General features: G+C 54.3%; 26 protein-coding genes and 1 tRNA gene. 2 read left to right on the top strand and 25 right to left on the bottom strand.

Translation table 11 applies throughout. The annotated features are described in order from the left end of the window. Positions 1 to 78: 78 nt before the first annotated feature. The 10 genes from DI14_RS14330 to DI14_RS14375 form a co-directional block, all read right to left on the bottom strand. Positions 79 to 152: transfer RNA gene (locus tag DI14_RS14330), tRNA-Arg, on the bottom strand. A 59-nt stretch (positions 153 to 211) separates the two neighbouring features. Continuing rightward, positions 212 to 724: a metallophosphoesterase family protein gene (locus tag DI14_RS14335; protein ID WP_034809769.1), complete on the bottom strand. Its 513-nt coding sequence runs from the start codon at positions 722 to 724 to the stop codon at positions 212 to 214. A 5-nt stretch (positions 725 to 729) separates the two neighbouring features. Further along, positions 730 to 1320, bottom strand: a complete 591-nt coding sequence (locus tag DI14_RS14340) for an XTP/dITP diphosphatase (protein WP_034809770.1) — start codon at positions 1318 to 1320, stop codon at positions 730 to 732. After that, positions 1317 to 2066 (bottom strand): ribonuclease PH, encoded by a 750-nt coding sequence (gene rph / locus DI14_RS14345; protein ID WP_034809772.1) that lies wholly within the window; start codon positions 2064 to 2066, stop codon positions 1317 to 1319. The genes DI14_RS14340 and rph overlap by 4 nt, the downstream gene beginning before the upstream one ends. Beyond that, positions 2059 to 2862 carry a glutamate racemase gene (racE, locus tag DI14_RS14350; RefSeq protein WP_034809774.1) on the bottom strand — a complete coding sequence of 268 codons (804 nt, stop codon included), beginning with the start codon at positions 2860 to 2862 and terminating at the stop codon, positions 2059 to 2061. Before racE ends, rph begins: the two co-directional genes overlap by 8 nt. A 116-nt stretch (positions 2863 to 2978) precedes the next feature. Beyond that, positions 2979 to 3242 (bottom strand): phosphocarrier protein HPr, encoded by a 264-nt coding sequence (locus tag DI14_RS14355; protein WP_021066838.1) that lies wholly within the window; start codon positions 3240 to 3242, stop codon positions 2979 to 2981. 71 nt (positions 3243 to 3313) lie between these two features. Continuing rightward, entirely contained in the window at positions 3314 to 3754 is a 441-nt protein-coding gene (locus tag DI14_RS14360) for a thioesterase family protein (protein WP_034809775.1), read from the bottom strand. Between the two features lie 9 nt (positions 3755 to 3763). Continuing rightward, positions 3764 to 4552 carry a succinate dehydrogenase iron-sulfur subunit gene (gene sdhB, locus DI14_RS14365; RefSeq protein WP_200871127.1) on the bottom strand — a complete coding sequence of 263 codons (789 nt, stop codon included), beginning with the start codon at positions 4550 to 4552 and terminating at the stop codon, positions 3764 to 3766. A gap of 8 nt (positions 4553 to 4560) precedes the next feature. Continuing rightward, positions 4561 to 6318 (bottom strand): succinate dehydrogenase flavoprotein subunit, encoded by a 1758-nt coding sequence (gene sdhA / locus DI14_RS14370; RefSeq protein ID WP_034809777.1) that lies wholly within the window; start codon positions 6316 to 6318, stop codon positions 4561 to 4563. Between the two features lie 15 nt (positions 6319 to 6333). Then, positions 6334 to 6951 (bottom strand): succinate dehydrogenase cytochrome b558 subunit, encoded by a 618-nt coding sequence (locus DI14_RS14375; protein ID WP_034809778.1) that lies wholly within the window; start codon positions 6949 to 6951, stop codon positions 6334 to 6336. A 223-nt stretch (positions 6952 to 7174) separates the two neighbouring features. On the opposite strand from DI14_RS14375, the gene DI14_RS14380 reads away from it, so the two are divergent. Beyond that, on the top strand, positions 7175 to 7567 hold the full coding sequence (locus DI14_RS14380; RefSeq protein ID WP_235193482.1) for a YslB family protein: 393 nt from the start codon (positions 7175 to 7177) through the stop codon (positions 7565 to 7567). A 47-nt stretch (positions 7568 to 7614) separates the two neighbouring features. Here DI14_RS14380 and DI14_RS14385 read toward each other — a convergent pair whose 3' ends face one another. Then, positions 7615 to 8421: an aminoglycoside adenylyltransferase domain-containing protein gene (locus DI14_RS14385; protein ID WP_051622745.1), complete on the bottom strand. Its 807-nt coding sequence runs from the start codon at positions 8419 to 8421 to the stop codon at positions 7615 to 7617. Next, positions 8418 to 10202, bottom strand: coding sequence for an excinuclease ABC subunit UvrC (uvrC, locus tag DI14_RS14390; RefSeq protein ID WP_034809780.1), 1785 nt, complete (start codon positions 10200 to 10202; stop codon positions 8418 to 8420). Before uvrC ends, DI14_RS14385 begins: the two co-directional genes overlap by 4 nt. Positions 10203 to 10273: 71 nt before the next feature. Here uvrC and DI14_RS14395 point away from each other — a divergent pair, with 71 nt between their 5' ends. Continuing rightward, on the top strand, positions 10274 to 11587 hold the full coding sequence (locus DI14_RS14395) for an NAD(P)/FAD-dependent oxidoreductase (RefSeq protein WP_034809781.1): 1314 nt from the start codon (positions 10274 to 10276) through the stop codon (positions 11585 to 11587). A 262-nt stretch (positions 11588 to 11849) separates the two neighbouring features. On the opposite strand, the gene mnhG is transcribed toward DI14_RS14395, so the two are convergent. From mnhG to DI14_RS14460, 13 genes are all read right to left on the bottom strand, one after another. Next, the gene (gene mnhG, locus DI14_RS14400) at positions 11850 to 12209 is read right to left on the bottom strand and encodes a monovalent cation/H(+) antiporter subunit G (protein WP_034809783.1); all 360 of its coding nucleotides are present in this window, start codon (positions 12207 to 12209) and stop codon (positions 11850 to 11852) included. Beyond that, on the bottom strand, positions 12187 to 12486 hold the full coding sequence (locus tag DI14_RS14405) for a Na(+)/H(+) antiporter subunit F1 (RefSeq protein WP_081825915.1): 300 nt from the start codon (positions 12484 to 12486) through the stop codon (positions 12187 to 12189). The genes mnhG and DI14_RS14405 overlap by 23 nt, the downstream gene beginning before the upstream one ends. Beyond that, positions 12483 to 12968: a Na+/H+ antiporter subunit E gene (locus DI14_RS14410; RefSeq protein WP_034809784.1), complete on the bottom strand. Its 486-nt coding sequence runs from the start codon at positions 12966 to 12968 to the stop codon at positions 12483 to 12485. The genes DI14_RS14405 and DI14_RS14410 overlap by 4 nt, the downstream gene beginning before the upstream one ends. Before the next feature lie 7 nt (positions 12969 to 12975). Further along, entirely contained in the window at positions 12976 to 14460 is a 1485-nt protein-coding gene (locus DI14_RS14415) for a Na+/H+ antiporter subunit D (RefSeq protein WP_034809786.1), read from the bottom strand. Further along, positions 14453 to 14794, bottom strand: a complete 342-nt coding sequence (locus DI14_RS14420) for a Na(+)/H(+) antiporter subunit C (RefSeq protein WP_034809788.1) — start codon at positions 14792 to 14794, stop codon at positions 14453 to 14455. Before DI14_RS14420 ends, DI14_RS14415 begins: the two co-directional genes overlap by 8 nt. After that, positions 14794 to 15234, bottom strand: a complete 441-nt coding sequence (locus DI14_RS14425) for a Na(+)/H(+) antiporter subunit B (protein ID WP_034809885.1) — start codon at positions 15232 to 15234, stop codon at positions 14794 to 14796. The genes DI14_RS14420 and DI14_RS14425 overlap by 1 nt, the downstream gene beginning before the upstream one ends. Continuing rightward, positions 15218 to 17656, bottom strand: coding sequence for a Na+/H+ antiporter subunit A (locus tag DI14_RS14430; protein ID WP_034809790.1), 2439 nt, complete (start codon positions 17654 to 17656; stop codon positions 15218 to 15220). The genes DI14_RS14425 and DI14_RS14430 overlap by 17 nt, the downstream gene beginning before the upstream one ends. 277 nt (positions 17657 to 17933) lie before the next feature. Continuing rightward, positions 17934 to 18248, bottom strand: a complete 315-nt coding sequence (trxA, locus tag DI14_RS14435) for a thioredoxin (RefSeq protein ID WP_034809792.1) — start codon at positions 18246 to 18248, stop codon at positions 17934 to 17936. Between the two features lie 107 nt (positions 18249 to 18355). After that, positions 18356 to 19321, bottom strand: a complete 966-nt coding sequence (locus DI14_RS14440) for an electron transfer flavoprotein subunit alpha/FixB family protein (RefSeq protein ID WP_034809795.1) — start codon at positions 19319 to 19321, stop codon at positions 18356 to 18358. A 13-nt stretch (positions 19322 to 19334) separates the two neighbouring features. After that, complete coding sequence (locus DI14_RS14445; RefSeq protein WP_034809796.1) at positions 19335 to 20108, bottom strand: electron transfer flavoprotein subunit beta/FixA family protein; 774 nt, start codon at positions 20106 to 20108, stop codon at positions 19335 to 19337. Between the two features lie 80 nt (positions 20109 to 20188). Further along, the gene (locus DI14_RS14450) at positions 20189 to 20767 is read right to left on the bottom strand and encodes a TetR/AcrR family transcriptional regulator (protein ID WP_034809798.1); all 579 of its coding nucleotides are present in this window, start codon (positions 20765 to 20767) and stop codon (positions 20189 to 20191) included. Between the two features lie 79 nt (positions 20768 to 20846). Beyond that, on the bottom strand, positions 20847 to 22520 hold the full coding sequence (locus DI14_RS14455; RefSeq protein WP_034809799.1) for an AMP-binding protein: 1674 nt from the start codon (positions 22518 to 22520) through the stop codon (positions 20847 to 20849). A 136-nt stretch (positions 22521 to 22656) separates the two neighbouring features. Next, a complete protein-coding gene (locus tag DI14_RS14460) occupies positions 22657 to 23130 on the bottom strand; it encodes a DUF4825 domain-containing protein (protein ID WP_034809801.1) in 474 nt (157 codons plus the stop codon). Positions 23131 to 23140 lie beyond the last annotated feature (10 nt).

Consider the following 23140-nt stretch of genomic DNA (forward strand, 5'->3'; position numbering starts at 1 on the left):
GTGGAATGTCAAATCATTCCCATGAAAAACGAAAAAAGAGACAGCCCCCGTGGAGGCTATCTCTATTTTAAATGGAAGTGTCCCAAGAGGGATTCGAACCCCCGACCGACGCCTTAGAAGGGCGTTGCTCTATCCAGCTGAGCTATTGGGACATTGACAAGAAAACTATAATAGAAAAATGGTTTGCTGTCAATTCCTTCTTTTCATTCCGTCACAGCTTTCCGCTCACGTCGAGGTCCGGTACAGCCGAGCCGTCTTCCGATTGATAGAACCGGACCGAGGCCGCTCCGTTCTCAAGGTCGAGGAGCGCATACGTCTTCTCACTGCGACCGCGCGGCATCCGAATCGAACCCGGGTTGATGTATACAATCCCGTCCTCAATCAACGCCCCGGCGACGTGGGAGTGGCCGAACAAGACGACGCTCGCCCCGACCTCCTCGGCCCGGTAGCGCAATCGGTTCAAGTCGTACTTCACGTCATGGTGATGACCGTGGACGATGAGAATCGTCCCGGCCGGCGTCGCCTCGACGCGTTCGAGCGGAAAGTCGCCACCGAAATCGCAGTTGCCGCGTACGGTCCGATACGGGAGCAAGTGCTCATCGACGAGTGCGAGCTGCGAGTCCCCGCAATGGAACGCGTCATCAATCTCTTGTTCGTGCCGGTTGAAGATGCTCAATAGTTCTTCTGTCAATCCGTGACTGTCACTGACAATTAGAAAACGCATACGGCTCACCCTTCCATGAACGAAATGATTTCTGCCTCCAACTTCCGTAACGCTTGACCGCGGTGACTGACCGCCGCCTTCTCGTCCCGCTCGAGTTCCGCCGCCGTCTTATGGAGCGACGGGACGATGAAGAGCGGGTCGTACCCGAAACCGTTCTCGCCATGCGGTGCATAGCCGATCGTCCCTTCGAGCGTCCCGCGTACCGTCAACGTCTCGCCCGACGGTTTCGCTAGGCAAAGGGCACAGACGAAGCGAGCCGTACGATCGGTCGCCCCGTTCAATTTCTCTAACAACAGTGCGTTGTTGGCCGCATCGGATTTCTCCGGTCCGGCGAAGCGGGCCGAGTAAATCCCCGGTGCCCCGTCGAGCGCATCGACTTCAAGTCCTGAATCGTCCGCGAGGACCGCCTGTCCGAAATAACGTGCCGCTTCCGTCGCCTTCAGTTCAGCGTTCGCTTCGAACGTCGTACCGGTCTCGTCCGTCTCCGGCGCGTCGGGGTAGTCTAAGAGCGACTCGACCTCGAACCCGAGCGGCGTCAACATCGCCTCCAACTCTTTCACTTTTCCTGGGTTATGTGTTGCCACAATCAACTTCATGTCGTTTCCTCCATCTGTTCGCCGACGTACCACCATGAGGCACCGAGGGCGGCTTCTGCCGTTTTGAACAGCTGCTCAATCCCGCCTTGTGCGAGTTGAAGCAGCTCGTTCATCTCTTGTAGGGTGAACGTCGCTTCTTCACCGGTGCCTTGCACTTCGACGAAGCGTCCGCTCGCCGTCATGACGACGTTCATATCGACCTCGGCCGCTGCATCCTCTTCATAGTCCAAGTCGAGCACGAGCGCATCGGTCCGTCCGACCGAGATGGCGGCGACGCCTTCCTTGATCGGCGTGTCCGTCAGTTTCCCTTGGCGGATGAGCGCGTCGACCGCGAGGACGAGCGCACAAAATCCGCCCGTGATGGAAGCGGTCCGCGTCCCGCCGTCGGCTTGGATGACGTCGCAGTCAATCCAAATCGTGCGTTCCCCGAGCCGTTCCAAATCGACGACCGAACGGAGGCTACGGCCGATGAGCCGCTGGATTTCCATCGTCCGCCCTGACTGTTTGCCGCGCACGACTTCCCGGACGGTCCGGTCTCCCGTCGCCCGAGGCAACATCGCATACTCGGCGTTGATCCACCCTTGTTTCTTGCCGCGCAAGAAATTCGGGACACGCTCTTCGACCGTCGCCGTACAGATGACTTTCGTGTCTCCAATTGAGATGAGGACCGAGCCTTCGGCGTGCTTATTGACGTGCGGAATGATTTCGACGTCACGCAATTCATCATATTTTCGTTCACTACGCATTGAGGGACACCTCTACTTTCTCCGCCGTGACGGATAGACCGAGCCATTCGGTCGCGAGCCGGTTGAACATGTCGACGTCCCCCGTCGCATAAAACTGATGCGTCGGGACCGTATCGAGGTCGTTCTCGAGTTCTTGGAAATCGAGGATGGCCGCCACTTCGAGCGCCGTCTCGTCACCAGACGAGATGAGGTGCACGTCCGGCCCGACGACGTCTTGAATGACGGGCGCGAGGAGCGGGTAGTGCGTGCAACCGAGGATGAGCGTATCCATCTCGGACGGCTGGAGCGGACGAAGCGTCTCTTCGACGATCGTTCGGACGCGCTCCCCCTCGAGCTCGCCCGCTTCGACGAGCGGAACGAACGGCGGACAGGCGAGCGAATAGACGTCGACCTCGCCCGCCACGTGACGGAGGGCCGTCTCGTACGAGTTGCTTTCGACCGTCATCTTCGTTCCGATGACGCCGATATGTTTATTGCGCGTGCCTTTGACGGCGGCCCGGGCACCCGGGTCGATGACACCGATGACCGGGATATGGAGACGTTTACGCGCTTCCTTCAAGACGACGGCCGTCGCCGTGTTGCAGGCGATGACGATCATCTTCACGTTCTTGCTGAGCAGGAACTCAATCAGTTCCCATGTATAGGCTTCAATCTCGTCGTGCGGGCGCGGGCCGTACGGGCACCGCTCCGTGTCGCCGATGTAGATGATTTCTTCTTTCGGTAGTTGGCGCATCAATTCTTTGACTACGGTCAAGCCGCCAACACCTGAATCGAGTACTCCAATCGCTCGTTTCATGTGATCACTTCCATTCCCATCTATCTTACCAAAAAAGCCGTTCCGGCAAAAGAAACGGTCATGTGACAAACAAAAAAGACGAGGTAGCCGATTGGCCGCCTCGTCCGTTGCCCGAATTACTGAGCAAGACCTTCGCTTGTGAGCATGTCAGAAAGCGTGTTAACCGCTTCTTCTGCATCGTCACCAGCTGCAGTGATTTTGATTGTCGAATCTTTCGCGATTCCGAGTGAAAGTACACCCATGATCGACTTGAGGTTTACCGTTTTACCGTTGTACTCAAGGTTGATATCTGATTGGAACTTAGAAGCTGTGTTAACCAACTGTGTAGCTGGACGAGCGTGAATTCCTGAATCTGCAACGACTGTGAACGTTTTTTCCATGACGTGATAGTCTCCCTTCAAATTTCAATTCTACAGGCGGACCTGCAAAATAATTGTTTGTGAACTCATTATCAAATGATAGCGGATTCGCAAAAATTCTGCAAGCGGTTTTTATATTCTGGAGTCCATTCGGCCGGACGACCGGATTTCGACAAGTGCACGAGGCTCGTGCGCCCCGCGAACATGAGCTGTTCTCCATCATATGCCCCGTAATGAATATCACATGAAGTGTTTCCAACCGTCAAGACATTGGCATATACCTTGATCGATTGGCGCGGCATCACTTGTCGGACGTAATCGCACTGCGCGTCCGCCACGACGACGAACCCATCTTTCAATGAAAAACCTGTCGCCTCAAGCAACTCTATTCGCGCATCTTCGAAATAGATGAACGGAATCGTGTTATTCATGTGACCGTACGGGTCGCACTCCGAGAATCGGACTTTGACGTCTAGTGCGACCCCTGCTCTGACACGTGTTTCCCAATCGGCTTCGCGGAAGTATTTCGTCATCCGCTCCCCTTACGCCTCGACCGCAGAGCCGGTGCGGCCCTTGTCGCTACCGAAGAACGATTTGAACGAGTGAAGCGTCGTCTGGCGGTTCATCGCGGCGATTGACGTCGTGAGCGGGATGCCTTTCGGGCAAACTTCGACACAGTTTTGTGCGTTCCCGCACTGCATGATGCCGCCGTCTTCCATGAGCGCCTCGAGACGTTCTTCCGCGTGGAAGGCGCCGGTCGGGTGCGAGTTGAAGAGGCGGACTTGCGAGATGGCGGCCGGACCGATGAAGTTCGTCTTATCGTTGACGTTCGGGCACGCCTCGAGGCAGACACCGCACGTCATACATTTCGACAACTCATACGCCCATTGACGCTTGTTCTCTGGCATCCGCGGTCCTGGACCGAGGTCGTACGTGCCATCGATTGGGACCCATGCCTTCACTTTTTTCAACGCGTCAAACATGCGCTGACGGTCGACTTGAAGGTCACGGACGACCGGGAACGTCTTCATCGGTGACAAACGGATCGGTTGCTCGAGCTTATCGACGAGTGCCGTACATGATTGGCGCGGTTTCCCGTTGATGATCATCGAGCAGGCGCCACATACTTCCTCGAGACAGTTCATGTCCCAGTTGATTGGCGTCGTCTTTTGGCCTTCGGCGTTCACCGGGTTTCGGCGAATCTCCATGAGCGCCGAGATGACGTTCATGTTCGGACGGTAAGGGACTGTGAATTCTTCCGTATATGTCGGTTGATCCGGTCCATCTTGGCGTTCGATGATGAAGCGGATGTCTTTTTGGTCTGATTGCATTGGCGTCGTCATTTCGTCTTCGCCCCTTTCTTCGAGTAATCCCGTTTACGCGGCGGGATTAACGAAACGTCGATCTCTTCATACGAGATATCGACTTCCCCATTGTCATAGCGTGCCATCGTCGTCTTCATGAACTGCTCGTCATTCCGTTCCGGGAAGTCCGGCTTGTAATGGGCCCCACGGCTCTCGTCCCGCTTCAAAGCGCCGAGTGTGATGACGCGCGCGAGATCGAGCATGTGGTCGAGCTGTCGGATGAACGAGGCACCTTGGTTGCTCCAGCGGGCCGTATCGGTCGCGGAGATGTTATTGAAGCGTGCACGGAGTTCTTGAATCTTTTGGTCCGTCGCGATGAGCTTGTCGTTATAGCGGACGACCGTGACGTTGTCCGTCATGAGCTCACCGAGTTCACGGTGAATCTGATACGCGTTTTCCGTACCGTCCATCGCGAGGATGTTGTTGAAGCGTTCAATCTCTTCGCGCTCGTTGAAGTTGAAGAGGGCTTCCGGTACGCTTTCAGTCGCTTGATCGAGACCGCGCATGTAATTAACTGCAGCCGGTCCGGCTTCCATCCCACCGTATACAGCCGAGAGCAGTGAGTTCGCGCCGAGACGGTTCGCACCGTGCATCGAGTAATCGCACTCACCCGCAGCAAACAGCCCAGGGATGTTCGTCATCTGATCGTAGTCGACCCATAGTCCGCCCATCGAATAGTGGACAGCCGGGAAAATCTTCATCGGCACTTTTCGTGGGTCGTCCCCGACGAACTTCTCATAAATCTCGAGGATTCCGCCGAGTTTAATATCAAGCTCTTTTGAGTCTTTGTGCGATAAGTCGAGATACACCATGTTCTCGCCGTTGACGCCGAGCTTTTGGTTGACACAGACGTCGAAGATTTCACGCGTCGCGATGTCACGCGGCACGAGGTTTCCGTAAGCCGGATATTTCTCTTCGAGGAAGTACCAAGGCTTCCCGTCTTTGTATGTCCAGACGCGTCCGCCTTCCCCGCGCGCCGACTCACTCATGAGACGAAGCTTATCGTCCCCCGGAATCGCCGTCGGGTGGATCTGAATGAACTCCCCGTTCGCGTAGACGGCACCTTGCCGATAGACCGCCCCGGCCGCTTGCCCGGTGTTGATGACCGAGTTCGTCGATTTGCCGAAGATGACACCCGGGCCGCCTGTCGCGAGGATGACCGCATCCGATGGGAACGCTTTAATCTCCATCGAACGAAGATCTTGACAGACTGCACCGCGGCAGACGCCCGCCTCGTCGATGATGGCCCGGAGGAACTCCCAGCCTTCATACTTCTCGACGAGCCCTTGCGCCTCATAGCGACGAACCTGCTCGTCTAGTGCATAGAGGAGCTGTTGCCCCGTCGTCGCACCGGCATACGCCGTACGGTGGTGGAGCGTGCCGCCGAAGCGACGGAAGTCAAGAAGACCTTCCGGCGTCCGGTTGAACATGACGCCCATCCGGTCGAACATGTGGATGATTTTCGGTGCCGCTTCTGCCATCTTTTGGACAGGCGGTTGGTTGGCGAGGAAGTCGCCCCCATAAACCGTGTCATCGAAGTGTTGCCAAGGAGAATCCCCTTCCCCTTTCGTGTTGACGGCCCCGTTGATGCCGCCCTGTGCACAAACCGAATGTGAACGCTTGACCGGTACAAGCGAGAATAATTTAACCGGAACACCCATCTCAGCCGACTTGATCGTCGCCATGAGTCCAGCCAGACCGCCACCGATGACGATCAAACTTTGATTTGCCATGTAAAATTCCCCCTATTACAAGATGCCGGCGAACGTCAAGATTGAACGAAGTCCGACAAAAGATAGTGCCAAGAACACGGCACCTGACACGTAGCTCATGAAACGTTGCGAGCGCGGTGACTGTGTGATGCCCCACGTAATTGCAAACGACCAAAGTCCGTTCGCGAAGTGGAACGTAGCCGAGAGAATCCCGACTATGTAGAAGATGAGCATGAGCGGGTTGTCGACGATGTTTTGCATCATCTCCGCGTTGACCTCGACGCCGCGCATCTTCGCCAAGCGCGTTTCCCAAACGTGCCACGCGATGAAGATGACGAGGAAGACGCCTGTGAAGCGTTGTAGAATATACATCCAGTTGCGGGCGTATGAGTATCGGTTCGAATTGATCGACCCGAGGAACGCATAATAGACGCCGTACACACCGTGGAAAATCATCGGCAAGGCGATGATCGTCACTTCAAGGAAGTATAAATACGGTAAGCTCCCCATGAATTTTGCTGCCTTGTTGAACGACTCCACCCCATCGACGATATAGTAGTTGACCGACAAGTGAACGATCAAAAACAAGCCGATTGGGATGACCCCAAGTAGCGAATGGACTTTACGACTGAAATAGTCACGACGCGTTGCCATTCTAGTTCCCCCTTTGTCCGAGCACTTGGCTCGTTTTGTAAATAAAAGCGTTTTCAAATCTAAATATAGCTTTCTGACTCCTATTCTACTCTTGTGAAAATTGTATGACAAGACAACCGGACGGATTTCCGGCACATTCTTTTCGAAAAATCCCGGTGACCAAATCCCAATTCGTCGTTATAATGGTATAGAGAGATTGGAGTGATGGAAGAAGATGGAAACTATGAGCCAACCCACTTTCGCGATTGAATTGTTGCGCGATTATGTGTTGACAGACTTGCTTGGTGAAGACTACGGCCAAGTCATCTATTGGGCCGGTAAACGGGTCGCCCGAAAGTTCCCAGTTATGCCAGACGATGAACTCGTCGCATTTTTCGAGGAAGCCGGATGGGGGCAATTGACGCTTGTGAAAGAAAAAGGAAGTAAGTTCTCGTTCGAACTCGTTCCGCCTCCTTCGACACAGCAAAAAGCGACCGGTTATTATCAGCTCGAGGCGGGCTTTTTAGCCGAACAGATCGCCGGGCGTCTCCAATGTGTCGCTGAAGGCTTCGCCGAGCCGGCACGCCAAACCGTCCACATCACCGTCCAATTAGACCGAAAAGATACGTACGAATAAGAAAGAGCCGATGCGATTTTTGACCGCATCGGCTCTTTCTGTCTACTCTAGCATTCCAACTCATGCATGTCTTCATACGGGAAGAGGCGCTCATGGGCAAAGATATTAAAATCTTCGAGCTCCGACCTTGAGAACGTCATGTCTTCGCCCGCATACGCCGCTACCGCTTTTTTAATGACATATAGGAGATCGGGCGGAATCGGTTGTCGCTTTGCCCAATCGAGCACTTCTCGTTTGGCGAGCACACGTCCATCTGTCTCATAGGCCATCACCCGCACGAGATTCAATACACTATACACGGGTTGATTCTCGAGCGAGCTCAAGCAATCCAACGCGTCGTCCTTGATTGCTTCTCGATAATGCTCACCCTCAAACCCGACCACCAGCTCATGCATCGGAGCCCCGAACAAGACACGCCCCCGCTCCATGATGACTTTGAGGTGGGCGGCCAAATCCGGATCGGTCATTCCACGTTGCTTTCGAAGCAGCTCGTCGATAGTTGTCTTCTCCATCTTTGCGCGCCACGCCTCACTATAATGGAACTCGAACGGACTCGGATGGACCCATTCTCGTAACGCTCGTTCCGTCATCACGGTCAGTTCGAGCGGATACGGCTGCGTCGAGGTCGCCAGACACAGTCGCATCAAACCGAGCCGTTCCGCTTCCGACAGGTCTCGGTCGCTCACGAACAGTAAATCGACATCACTCTGTCTCGGATGAAACCCTCCCATCGTCAGAGACCCGTGCACGTATGCATGTCGAATCACGTCCGTCACGTCACTAAGTCCACGAACAAACTGTTCGATAAAGGGTGCTGTCTTATCTGGAAAATCAGCTAACGCGTCTCGATTCATTCATCGGTCTCCTCATGGACGTATTGGATTACGGTTTCGGCCAACTTCTCCGGCAGTCCCGCTTCTTTCAACTGTTCAAGCGAGGCGAGGCGAATCTGTTTCATCGACCCGAAATGGCGAATGAGCTGTTGGCGCCGTTTCGGCCCGACCCCCGGAATATCGTCGAGCACCGATTTCGTCATCTTTTTCGTCCGCAGGCTGCGGTGGAACGTGATGGCGAAACGGTGAACCTCGTCTTGCATCCGCTGCAACAGATAGAACGCGCTCGAGCGCGAGTTCAATTCGACGATGCCACCGCCTTCCCCGAACAACAGCTGACTCGTCCGGTGACGGTCATCTTTTTTAAGCGATCCGACCGGCAAGTCGAGTCCGAACTCGTTCTGGAGCACATCGAGGGCGGCGTTCAATTGACCAATCCCCCCGTCAATCAACAACAAGTCCGGCAGACGTTTTTCTTCGGTCAACAGCCGACGGAACCGGCGGCGAACGACTTCACGCATCGTCTCGTAGTCATCCGGCCCTTGGACGGTGCGAATCTTGTACTTCCTGTACTCTTTCTTGAGCGGCTTGCCATCCTCGAAGACGACGAGCGCCGAGACGGCGTCGCTTCCTTGGATGTTGGCGTTATCGATGATGTCGACACGCGACAAGTGCGGGATGCCGATCGCCTCACCGAGCTCACGCATCGCGAGGAGTGTCCGTTCCTCGTCACGCGCGAGCAGTTCGAACTTCTCGTTCAAGGCGATTTCCGCGTTTTTCGTCGCCAAGGCGAGCAGTTGCCGTTTTGCCCCTCGCTTCGGTTGCATCACTTTCGTGCCGATCGCCTCGTTTACTAAATCGATGCGAACGATCTCCGGAACGAGCACTTCTTTTGGCACGACGTTCTGCTCATAGAATTGAACGATGAAACTTTCAAGTTCCTCGGACGGTTCCCCGTGAAGTGGGAAGAGCGAGACGTCGCGCTCAATCATCTTACCGCCTCGCATATAGAACACTTGGACACACATCCAACCGCGGTCGAGGGTGTAACCGAATACGTCGCGTGCGGTCGGGTCGGCCGTGATCATGTTTTGTTTATTCATAATCGATTCGACGGCCCGGATTTGGTCTCGGAGCTCAGCGGCCCGTTCGAACTGCATCTCCTCGGCAGCCTTACCCATATCGACCTCGAGCTTGGCGAGCGTCTCGGCCGTCTCCCCGTTCAAGAACTGACGAATCTCTTGGACGATCGCTTTTTGGTCGTCCGTATCGACGGCGAGCTCACACGGCCCGAGGCATTGCCCGATATGATAATACAGGCAGAGCTTGCGTGGCATCGGCTGACACTTCCGTAGCGGATACAGCTTGTCGAGGAGCCGCTTCGTCTCGTTCGCGGCGTAGGCGTTCGGATACGGTCCGAAGTAATATCCGCCGTCCTTCTTCAGCTTCCGTGTCGTCAACAGACGCGGATACGGCTCGTTCGTGATTTTGATGTACGGATACGTCTTGTCGTCTTTCAACCGGATGTTGTATTTCGGGTCGTGCTTTTTGATGAGCGTCATCTCGAGCAGGAGCGCCTCGAGTTCGCTCGCCGTGACGATGTATTCAAAGTCGCGAATCTCAGCGACGAGACGCATCGTCTTGATGTCGTGCGCCCCCGTGAAGTAGGAACGGACCCGGTTCTTCAAGTTCTTCGCTTTCCCGACGTAGATGACCTCGCCGTACTCGTTCTTATGCAAGTAACAGCCAGGCTCGTCTGGGAGGAGCGCTAATTTATGTTTAATATGGTCAGATTGACTCAAGTTCGGTCACCTCAGTTTAGCTTCCTCGAGGACGGGAAAAATATGGTGAAGTCTTCGAGGGAGGGAATGTTATGAAACGGTATGACGTCATCATTATTGGGAGCGGCTCGGCCGCGAGCCAAGCGGCAAATATTTTACGTGACGCCGGTAAAGAGATTGCCATCGTCGAGAATTGGACGTTCGGCGGGACGTGCCCGCAACGCGGCTGCGACCCGAAAAAGATGCTCGCGGAAGGCACGGAACTCGTAGCCCGGGTCGACCAGATGAAGACGCTCGGCGTCAACGGTGAGATCACACTCGACTGGGCGACGTTCAAGCGTCGCGTCGATGAATATCGTTTCGCGGTCCCGACGACGAAGACGCACAACTGGAGAGAGCACGGCATCGATTTATTCGAAGGCGAACCCCACTTCATCGATGAGGACTCGATTGTCATCAACGGACATGAGATTTCGGCTCATCATTTTATCATCGCGACCGGTCTCATTCCCCGCCCGCTCGACATCCCGGGCGGGGAGCACGCCATCACGAGCGACGATGTTTTCGACCTCGCGTCGTTGCCTGCGCACGTGAGTATCGTCGGGGCCGGTTATATCGCGTTAGAGTTCGCCCATATTCTGCGGAGGTTCGGTTGCGACGTCACGCTACTCGTCCGCTCACGCGCCTTAAAGGCGTTCGACCGGAACGTCGTGAAGCGGCTCATCGATGAGACCGAGCGCATCGGGATTGACGTCCGTTATGGTGTCGAGCCGAGCGCGCTCGACGGGGACGTATTGACGTTGTCTGATGACTCTACCCTTCACGGGCTCGTCCTTAACGCGTCGGGCCGCATCCCGAGCATCGAGCGGCTCCATCTCGAGGCGGCCGGCGTCAGAGCCGACCACGACGGGATTCGCGTCAACGCCTATTTGCAGACATCGAACCCGAACATCTACGCCGCCGGGGACGTCAGCGCGAGCGACAACCCGCCGCTCACACCGTTCGCCGGGCAAGAAGGACGGATCGCCGCCTTGAACCTCTTGCGAGGAAACACCCGCCCGTTTCCGGAGCGGCCGGCGCCGACGGTCGTGTTCACATCGCCGCCGATCGCCAAGGTCGGTCTGACGGTCGAAGAGGCGAAAGCGAACGGAATCGATTTCGAATGCAAAGACATCGACTTGTCCCACTTTTTGACGTATGAACGCATCCATGACGAGACGGCGTTCTCGCGCGTCCTGCTCAGCCGTGACGGCCATGTACTCGGCGCCCACTTAATTGGCCAGCACGCGCCGGAACTGATTAACCTGTTCTCTTTCATTATACAGAACAACATGACCCATCAACACGTCAAACACTTGCAGTTCGCCTATCCGACGTCAGCGTCCGACTTGAGCTTCTTACTATGAGACCACGTAAAAAAGACTCGCCGCGGCGAGTCTTAAATCGGTTGACGAATCCATTCGCACATCGCGACCTGATTCGTCTTTTTTTGTAAACACATCAAAGCGTCCTGTCCCCTGCAGGAGAGCAATCCAACGGAGACCCAGCAGTGACGTTAGTCGCGATGCGGCTCCGGGATTGCCTGCGGAAAGCATGGGCGCCGGAAGGACGAGCGCTTCGATCGATGTTCGCCAACAAGCAAAAGACTCGCCGCGGCGAGTCTTTTCGTTATTCCAATCCTTTGTCCTTGTCTTCCTTCAATGCGTCTTGGAGTGAGTCCTTCCAGAGCGGCACGCCTTTCGTATGCGCCGCCCGGGCAATCAAATGTCCGCCGACGGGGGCCGTCAACAAGACGAAGAACAACCCGAGCAAGAGACGCGCATCGAACACGCGCTCATCGACCCAGACATGGAGCACGGCTGCGAAGAGGACGAACATGACCCCGAGCGTCGCTGACTTCGACGCCGCGTGTGTACGCGAGTAGATGTCAGGCAGACGGAGAAGGCCGATCGCTGCGACGACCGTGAAGAACACCCCAATGACCGTGAAGACGCCGGTCAAAATATCAAAGATCATTGTCGCGGTCATGATGGATGATCGCTCCTCTCTCTAGGTATTTCGAGAACGCCACCGTCCCGATGAAAGCGAGGATACTCAGCAAAAGGATAACCTCGAAGAACATCGTCGTGTCGAGCAGAATCGACAATAACGCGACGACCGAGATGAGCGCGATCCCAATCGAGTCGAGGGCGATGACGCGATCCGGCGTCGTCGGCCCTTTCACGACCCGATACAGCATGAACAACATCGCGATGACAAGGATGGCGAGTGAGATGTAGATTAAGATGTCTAACCAATGCATCATTCCGTCGCCTCCTTAATGCTAGATTCAAAGTTTTCATAGATGTCTCGTTTGAGTGCCTCTTTATCCGGCATATGGAGCGCATGGATATAGAGAATCTTACTATCTTGCGACACTTGGACGACGAGCGTCCCTGGCGTCAATGAGATGAGCATCGACAACAGGCTGATCTTCCAGCCCGATTTGAGCGACGTCTCGTACCGGAAAATCCCGGGTTGAATCTCGAGCTTCGGACTGAGGACGAGGCGCAACACCTCGAAGTTCGCCATGACGAGCTCACGTGAGAAGATGAGGAGTAGCTTAAACAGCTTAATCACTCGCATGAAATAAAAGTTTGTCCCTGTTTCACGGAAGAAGCGGCGCATCATGAAGATGACGAGCAATCCGAGAATATATCCAATCAGGAACCCATACGTCGTGAACGATCCCGTGAGGAACATCCAGATGAACGCCAAGAAAAAGTTAATCAATATTTGATAGGCCATCTTATAGTCACTCCTTTAACACGGCATCGATATAAAGTTCTGGTTGCGTGAGCGGTTCGATTGCCTGGGTAATATACGGATGCATCAACTCAGCACCGAACCCATAGGCGACCGCCACAGCGAGCAAGAGGCAGACCGGGACGAGCAGACGACTTGCGTAAGGGACGAGTGGGCCGTCATACGTGCCGCGCTCTTCGCCCCAAAATCCGTTCAAGAAAATCTTGATGACCGAGAAGAGGACGAACAAGCTCGAGACGAGGACGAGAATCGGACCGAACAAGTCCCCTTCTCCGACCCCACCTTGGATGATGAGAAGCTTCCCGAAGAAGCCACTGAGCGGTGGGATTCCGGCGAGCGAGAGCGCCGCGATGAAGAACGTCCAACCGAACAGCGGGAAGCGGGTGATGAGCCCGCCCATGCCTCGGAGCTGCCCGGACCTCGTGATACCGATCATCATCCCGACGAGCATGAATAAGACGGCTTTAATCATCATGTCGTGAATCAAATAGTAGAGCGCCCCTTCGAGCGACGTCTGCGTGTTGACCGCGATTCCGTACAAGATGACCCCGACGGCGATCATGATGTTATAGATGATAATGAGCTTGACGTCGTTATAGGCGATCGCCCCGACCATCCCAGTCACGATTGTGAGCACGGCGAGGACGATGAGGAACGTCTGTAAGAACGTCCCGTTCACGTCAAACAGGAGCGTATACGTCCGAAGAATCGAGTAGACCCCGACTTTCGTCAAAAGTGCTCCGAACAACGCGAGAATCGGCGTCGGTGCGACGACGTACGATCCCGGTAACCAGTAGTGAAGTGGCACGAGCGCCCCTTTCAACCCAAAGACGATGATGAACAACACCCCGATGACCGAGATGACGTTCGGATTGTCGACGAGCGGAATCTTTTGGGCAAGGTCGGCCAAACTGAGCGTCCCGACGGCACCGTATAAATACGCGACCGCCATGACGAACAGGGCCGAGGCGAGGACGTTGACGAGCAAGTATTTAATCGACTCGCGCAACTGCACGCCCTTGCCGCCGAGGACGATCAAGACGTAAGACGAGATCAAGAACACTTCAAAGAAGACGAACAAATTAAAAATATCGCCAGTCGTGAAGGCGCCGTTTACCCCGACGAGCAAGAACAGCATCGCCACGTATAAGTAGTTCTCTTCATACGCCGTCGAAAAGTAATGGACAGCGAACCAGATGATGAAGAACGTGAGGAGCGTCGACGTCGTGACGAGGAGCGCAGACAACATGTCCGAGACGAGCGTGATCGAGAACGGCGCCGGCCAGTTCCCGAGGTTGAGGGTCATGATGCCCTCGTTCGAGACGGTATGCACCAAAAACAAAGAGACAAGCAACGTGATAAAAATCGATCCAAGAGCCAGTCCGCGCTGCAGACGCACGTTCTTTGGCAGGAACATCATGATGATCGCCGCGAGCGCCGGGATGACAATCGGAAACACAGGTAAGTTAATCATTCGATTCCGTTCCTTTCATTTCCTCCATATTATCCGTGTTCAGCTCTTGATAGGCGCGGTACGCGAGCACCAAGAAGAACGCGGTCACCCCGAAACTGATGACGATCGCCGTCAAGACGAGCGCCTGCGGTAACGGGTCGGTATAGTCGGTCACACCGTCGACGAGGACAGGTGCGGCCCCTGTCTTCAGTCCTGACATCGTCAAGACGAGCAAGTGGGCGGCGTGACTTAACAGTGACGTGCCGATGATGATGCGTAACAAACTCTTTGAGAGAATCATATAGACTGCACACATCGTCAAGACACCGATAATGATGCTAACGAAGATTTCCATTATTCACTCTCTCCAATCGTTTGAATGATCGTCATCGTGACGCCGATGACGACGAAGTAGACGCCGAGGTCGAAGGCGATCGCCGTATGGAGCGTCTCTTCACCAAGAAGCGGCAAGTAGAACTTGTCATAGGCGTGCGTGAAGAACGGCAAGTCGAAGAAAATCGAATGCATCGCCGTCAACACCGCGATGAGTGCCCCGAGCGCCGTCAGACGGCGATAGTCGAACGGAAGCACCGTCGCGAGCGTCTTCGAGTCGAACGCGAGGAGGAGCAGCACGAGTGCCGCTGCTGTCATCAATCCCCCGATGAATCCACCGCCCGGCGAGTAGTGACCCGAAAAGAACAAGTGAATCGAGAAGACGATGATGATGAAGAAGATGATCACCGCGGCCGTCTGCAAAATGACGTCATTGACGCGTTTATCACTTTTTGGCTTCATGTCCATGTTCACCTTCTCCTTTCGTACGTTGTGCTGTCGTTCTGAACTTGATCATCGTGTAAATCCCGAGACCGGCGACCGCGAGGACGATAATCTCGAACAATGTATCAAAGCCACGGAAGTCGACGAGGACGACGTTGACCATGTTCTTCCCGGCAGCCAATTCATAGACGTTTTCTTTATAGTATTCCGAGATCGAGCTGAGCGACTTGTTCGACAGCGTCATGAAGCTGAGCATCATGACCGTCACACCGACAAGGACCGACACGATCGCATTGCCGACTTTAAAGCGCATCCGCACTTCTTTCTTGCTGATTTCCGGCATATGGTAGAACACGAGCAGGAAGAGCGCGACCGAAACCGTCTCGATGACGAGCTGTGTGAGCGCGAGGTCCGGCGCTTCGAAGAAGACGAAGAAGAGCGCGACACCATAGCCGACGACACCGAGCAAGATGATTGCCGGGAGACGCGAACGCATGAACAGAATCGCGAACGCGCTCAAGACGACGACCGCACCGAGCACATACTCATATGGCGCAATCTCGGCCATCTCGCCGAACGAGAAGTTGAACATCTCATGCCACCACATCGAGAACAAGAGCATCCCCGACATGAAGACGAAGATGTAAATCAAATACGAGCGAATGAAGCCCGTCATGTAGTTGTCTTTGAAGCGGTACGCCGCCTTGTTCGACCAGACGAGCGAACCGTCGTACATGCCGTTGAGCGTCAAGCGGTACGGCACACGGTTGTAGATGCCCATCCATTTGTTGAGCGTGAAGAAGAGCACCGTCCCGAGCGCGACAATCCCGATTGTCATGAGCAACTCAGGCGTGATCCCGTGCCAGAAATACAAATCGACTTCGACTGCCTGTCCGCCTTCGACGAGCGACGGGTAAATCGATTCGACAGCCGGACGGATGAGCGTGTTCGATAACACGTTCGGGATGAAGCCGAGCACGACGACGAGCACGGCGAGAATCGCTGGCGGGATGAGCATCCCGATTGGCGCCTCGTGCGGCTGTTTCGGCAACTTGTCGAACTGGGCTTTGCCCATGAACGTCCGCGTGAAGATGATCAAGCTATAGACGAACGTGAACACGCTCGCGATGAACGCGAAGACCGGGATGAGCAGGCCGATCGTGTCGAGCGCGAAGAAGTCGGCCGAGAACACTTTCGTCGTCGCCTTCAAGAACATCTCTTTACTGAGGAAGCCGTTGAACGGCGGTAGACCGGCCATCGACAACGAACCGATGACGGCGATCGTGAACGTGATCGGCATGACGGTCATCAAGCCGCCGAGCTTACGAATGTCACGCGTCCCGGTCTCGTGGTCGACGATTCCGACCATCATGAAGAGCGACCCTTTGAACGTCGCGTGGTTAATCAAGTGGAAGATCGCGGCAATCGTTGCGACCATAAAAATATTGTCATCAACGCCGTCATAATGTAACGCCGAAGCGCCGAGGCCGAGGAGCGACATGATGAGGCCGAGCTGACTGACCGTCGAATAGGCAAGAATCCCTTTCAAATCGGTCTGTTTGACCGCATTGAACGACCCCCAGAAGAGTGTGAACGTTCCGAACGAAACAATAATCCAAAGCCAAAGCGAAGACTCCTGGAACACCGGGCTCATCCGGGCGACCAAGTAAAGTCCCGCCTTTACCATCGTCGCCGAGTGGAGATACGCACTGACTGGAGTCGGTGCCTCCATCGCATCTGGTAACCAAATGTGGAACGGGAACTGCGCCGACTTCGTGAACGCCCCGAGTAAGATGAGAATCATCGCCGGGATGAAGAACGGACTATCGACGATGACCGCTTGGTTCGCGACCATCTCCCGAATGCTGAACGAGCCGACCATCGACTCGAGAAGGACGATTCCCCCAAGCATCGACAGACCCCCGAACACGGTGATGAGCATCGATTTTTGTGCGCCGTAGCGTGAACGCTCTTTCTCGTACCAATACCCGATCAAGAGGAACGACGAAATCGACGTCAACTCCCAGAACATGTACATGACGATCATGTTATCGGATAAGACGACCCCGAGCATCGCGCCCATGAAGAGCAGCAAGTACACGTAAAAGTGGCCGAGTGATTCTTTGTCTTTATTCAAGTAATAAATCGAATACAAGACAACAAGCGCACCGATCCCCGTGATCAGGAGCGCGAACAAGAGGCCGAGCCCATCGACATACGCCGTGAAGTTGATGCCGAGCGACGGCATCCAGCGGACCGTCTCCGTGACGACACCCCCATCACTCGTGATACCGATGTATCGGAAGAAGTACACGAATAGAAGCGTAGGGACGATTAATACGAACCACCCCGTATGTATTCGCTTCACTGCCCGAAACAGAAACGGGATAAACGGTGCCGCCAGGAGCGGCAATAAAATAGCGAGATGTAACACCGACAAGAAAATTCCTCCTTCGAACAGAGTCGTACAAGCGATATAGCGTGCCCAAACTAAAAGTAGGGTCATCTGACTACATCACGTCTCTACATGAGTATAGCGCAATTTTTCCGTTCTTAGCCATGATTAAAACTTCCCTGTTTCTTCACAAATTCAAACTATTTCTAAACTTTTAAATATGAAGGAACGCGTCGGAAAATGTAAAAAAAATCTCATAGTTCGTCTGTCGGGTGACATACAAAAAACAACCGACCGGAGACCCGATCGGCTGTTTTGGACATTATTGTGCTGTCGCGATGAACTCTTTCAACGCTTCTTTTGGTTGGAAGCCCATTGTCTTCGAGACAGGTTGACCGTCTTTGAACATCATGAGCGTCGGGATGCTTTGGATTTGGAAAGCGCCCGCGACTTCTGGGTTCTCATCCACGTCGAGTTTGATGATTTGGACTTGGTCGCCCATCTCTTGGTCGAGCTCTTCGAGTACCGGTGCGATCATGCGGCACGGTCCACACCATGCTGCCCAAAAATCAACGAGGACGACGCCCTCTTGTACATCTTGTTCAAACGATTGAGTCGTTGCGTGTTTAATAGCCATTTGGTAAATACCTCCCCAATAAGATGTGAGAATCCACTCAGGAACCCTCATGCATTTCATGTTCAGAGTATACCACGGAGGGTAAGTTTCCCCAAACGTTCTGCACTTTAGCTACTGACGAGGTGCTTGCGGAACTCTTCTGTCAACAACGGGACGACGTCGAACAAGTCGCCGACGATGCCATAATCCGCCACCGTGAAGATGTTCGCCTCCGGGTCTTTGTTGATGGCGACGATCACTTTGGCGTTGCTCATGCCGGCCAAGTGCTGGATTGCCCCGGAAATACCGCACGCGATGTACAGGTCTGGCGTGACGACTTTCCCGGTCTGACCGATTTGGAGAGCGTAATCACAATAGTCAGCGTCACATGCTCCACGTGAAGCACCGACCGCCCCACCGAGCAGTTCCGCGAGTTCTTCGAGCGGCTTGAAGCCGTCCTCGCTCTTGACGCCACGGCCACCGGCGACGATGACTTTCGCCTCGGCGAGGTCGACTTTGCCGGTCGCTTTGCGGACGACTTCTTTGACGATCATCGCGAGGTCTTTCAGTTCGACGCTCGGCGTCTCGACCGATGCGCTCGCACCAGCCGTACGTGGTAACGCATCGATGTTGTTCGGTCGAATCGTGAAGAACATGACCGAGTCTTTGAACTTCACTTTCTCGAACGCTTTCCCTGAATAGATTGGGCGGACGAACTCAGCGTCTTTACCAGATCCTTCAATCGAGACGACGTCACTGATGAGACCGGCGTCAAGACGGGCCGCGAGTTTCGGTGCGATGTCTTTGCCGAGCGCGGTATGGCCGAGGACGATTAAATCCGGTGACTCTTGATCGATGAGCTGTCGGAGCACTTGCCCGTAACCGTCCGGCGTGTAATGTTTGAGACGCGCGTCTTCGACGACGAGGACACGTCCGGCGCCATATTCCCCGAGTTCGTTCGCAAGTGTTTTGACGTCTTCCCCGATGACGACAGCCGTCACGTCATCCGTCAATTGTTTCGCCGCAGCGATGGCTTCAAATGATACGTTCCGTAACGCGCCTTCACGCGCCTCTGCGAGTACTAAAGCTTTCATATGTGTGTCCCCCTTAAATGACTTTTGCTTCCGTGCGAAGTAATTGGACGAGCTCGCTCACTTGTGACGCCGTGTCCCCTTCAAGGATGCGTCCGGCTTTCTTCTCTTCCGGCAAGAACCGTTCAATCGTCTCGATTTTCGCTTCAATCTCATCTTCATCGAGGTCGATGTCCGAGAGGTCGAGCTCTTCGAGCGGCTTCTTCTTCGCCTTCATGATTCCTGGAAGGCTCGGGTAGCGTGGCTCGTTCAATCCTTGCTGCGCTGTGACGAGAAGCGGGAGCGCCACTTCAATCACTTCCGTGTCCCCTTCGACGTCACGCGTGACCGTCGCTGTCGTCCCGTCAATTTGAAGCTCGGTGATTGTCGTCACATAGTTCATGTCGAGCAGTTCCGCCACACGTGGGGCGACTTGACCGCTACCACCGTCGATGGCGACGTTACCGGCGAAGATGAGGTCCGGCGCTTGTTCTTTCAAATAGGTCGCGAGCACCTTCGAGATCGTCACATGGTCCGCGTCCTCGACGTCGTCCTCGATTGAGATGCGGACCGCCTTGTCCGCTCCCATCGCGAGGGCCGTGCGTAACTCTTTATCCGCATCGTCCGGACCGACCGTCACGACCGTGACTTCTCCCCCGAGATCGTCACGTTTGCGAATGGCTTCTTCGACCGCATATTCATCGTATGGGTTGATGATGAACTCGGCACCGTCTTCTTGAATTTCCCCGTTCTCGAGCTGAATCGCTTCCTCCGTATCGAACGTCCGTTTCAGCAATACAAAAATATTCATCGTAGTTCCCCCTTTAAGTTGTTCGCACCATCACTCATGAATCAGCATTCATTTTTTTGGGCCAATGAGAGGGCTTACGGTTAAGCAAGCCCTTTTTTCAACATATGGTGTACTTTCGGCAGCGTCGACATCAAGTCGTACTTGAAGCCGCTCGCCATCCAACTCGTGACCACTTCATCGATCGTACCGAAAATCATCTGCCGCGCGAGCCGATAGTCGAGCTGTTTGTCGAACTCGCCCGTCTCGATTCCGTGTGCGACGACCGCATCGATCAAGTTCAAATATGGTTTCAACACATCGCTAATCTTTTGACGCAATGCCAAGTTCGACTGCCGGAGCTCGATTTGCGTGACGACGGCGAGGTCGTAATCGGCCGACAGCTGTTTCAGATGTGACTCAATCAAGCGGTAAAGCTTGTCGGCGGCTGTCGCCTCTCGTTCAATCTGTTGCTTCGAATAGTCGATGAACAGCCCCATCTTCGTCTCGAACAACTCGATTAAGAGATGTTCTTTGTTTTTGAAGTACAGATAAATCGTCCCATCGGCGACGCCCGCCTCTTTGGCGATGGCCGTCACTTTTGCACCGTGATACCCGTGGTCCGCAATCACTTTCACAGCCGCATCGATAATGCGGTCACTCTTTGATCCATTCTTTGTCATAAACCCCAAGCTCCTTACCGCTACTGAAAAATGAATGATGGTTCATTCATTTATTATTCTATCATGTGTGAAGGCGGTGTCAACTGCTTTGTTTCACTTGTTTCGCCTTCTCTTCGTCGACGAGGACACGTCGCAAAATCTTCCCGACGAACGTCTTCGGCAACTCTTCCCGGAACTCGTACAGTTTCGGTACTTTATACGCGGCGAGCTTCTCGCGGCAATGTTTGTCGAGCTCGTCTTCCGTCACGTCGACGCCATCGCGCTTGACGATGAACGCCTTCACCGTTTCCCCGCGATACGGGTCCGGTACGCCGATACAGACCGCTTCTTTCACGGCAAGATGTTCATAGAGCACTTCTTCGATTTCACGCGGATAGACGTTAAAGCCACCGGCGATAATCATATCCTTCTTCCGGTCGACGATATAGAAGAATCCGTCCTCGCCCATGTACCCGAGGTCACCCGTCGCGAGCCATCCGTCTTTTAAGACGGCCGCCGTCTCTTCGGGCTTCTGCCAGTATCCTTTCATCACTTGCGGACCGTGCAGGAGCACTTCCCCGATTTCCCCGACATCGGCCGGCGTCTCTCCGTCTGCCTTTACAATTTTAGCAGAAGTATCCGACAGCGGCACGCCAATCGAGCCGACGATCCGTTTATCCCATAAGAAGTTCGCATGCGTCACCGGAGACGTCTCGGAGAGGCCATACCCTTCGACGATCCGTCCGCCCGTGATCTGCTCGAACTGTTCTTGCACCTCGATCGGGAGCGGGGCCGACCCTGAGATACATGCCTCGATGGACGACAAGTCATACTTCGACAGTTTCGGGTCGTTCAGGATCCCGACATACATTGTCGGTGCGCCTGGGAAGAAATGCGGCTTTTTCTTGTTGATCGTCTTCAAGACGTCGGTCACGTCGAAGCGCGGGACAAGGACGAGCTCATAGCCGTTCGCGACACCAAAGTTCAGACAGCACGTCATGCCATACACGTGGAAGAACGGGACGACGCTCAAGACACGTTTCTCATCGCCACGGTTATATTTATAGAAAAAGTTCGAGATCTGATCGACGTTCGCCGTCAAGTTGAAGTGGGTCAGCATAACGCCTTTTGGTAGCCCGGTCGTGCCGCCTGTGTACTGGAGGACAGCGACGTCTTCTTTCGGGTCGACCTCGATCGGTTTCACCGGACCGAAGTTTTTAAAGTCTTTGAATGCGACCGAACCCGTCGTGTCGATGACGATGTTGTTTTCACGTTTCACTTTAATCGGGTAGAGCTTGTTTTTCGGGAAAGGGAGGTAATCGGCGATGCTCGTCGTAATAATCGTTTGGATATCCGTCTTCTCTTTGACACGAAGTGATTTCGGATAGAGGAGGTCAAGCGTGATAACGATCTTAGCGCCCGAGTCGGTGATCAAGTTCTCGAGTTCATGCTCAGTGTAGAGCGGGTTCGTCTGGACGACCGTGCCTCCGGCGTACAAGACGGCGTAAAACGAGATGACGTATTGCGGGCAGTTGGGAAGCATCAAGCTGACGCGGTCCCCTTTTTGTAACCCCTTTGACTGCAACATTGTGGCGAGGCGGTAGGCTGCGTCATCGACTTGGGCGTAGGTCAACTCTTTTCCAATGAACGAGACGGCCTTTCGATCAGGGAAATCTTTCGCAGCTCGGCTGAGCGCTTCATAGAGCGGCTTCACCTCATAGTCAATCATCTCGGGCATGTCGGCTGGGTAATCTTGTAACCAAGGTTTGTTCATCGCTTTTCCTCCTTAGAATGAATAGTGATTCAGTTACCTCCATTATAAGACTAAGAAAACGCTTTCATCTACCCTTTACCCGATAATTTTCAGAAAATATCGAAAAAACGTGATTGGATGATGAAATCCAATCACGTTAAATGCGTTTGAAATAATCTTCTGTCTGCGTTTCATTGCCAATCTTTTCATCGAGTCGATGCACCAAGTCTTTTTCCCATTTGATCGTTGAAAAGTCGATGTCGAGCCATGCTTCCATCTCCGGTCGTGAGAACGCGTACGTACGATTTGGGAAGGCGAAGCGGACAATTTCGGCGTTCTTGACGAGCGTGAAGTACGTCGCGGCGTTCCGGATGGCGAGCCGCTCTTGCTCGAGACGTTCGAGCTCTGGATCGTCATAGCGCACCGTCAGACCGTATGGACGTTTCTTCGTCTGCAGTTCAATCGACTTGTAACAATCATGCATCGGCAAATTTTGAGCAATCCCCACAACGGCGCTATTGTCGCCGACTTTGGCGCCTTTAAACTGGAACGGATTCGCGCGATTTGTCGACGAATCCGCACAACCCGTCAAGACGAGTAGCAGGACGAGCAATAGACTGAACCGTTTCATGGGAATGCCT

It is taken from the genome of Exiguobacterium sp. AB2 (assembly GCF_000696055.1).
In the GTDB taxonomy this organism is placed as follows: domain Bacteria; phylum Bacillota; class Bacilli; order Exiguobacteriales; family Exiguobacteriaceae; genus Exiguobacterium; species Exiguobacterium alkaliphilum.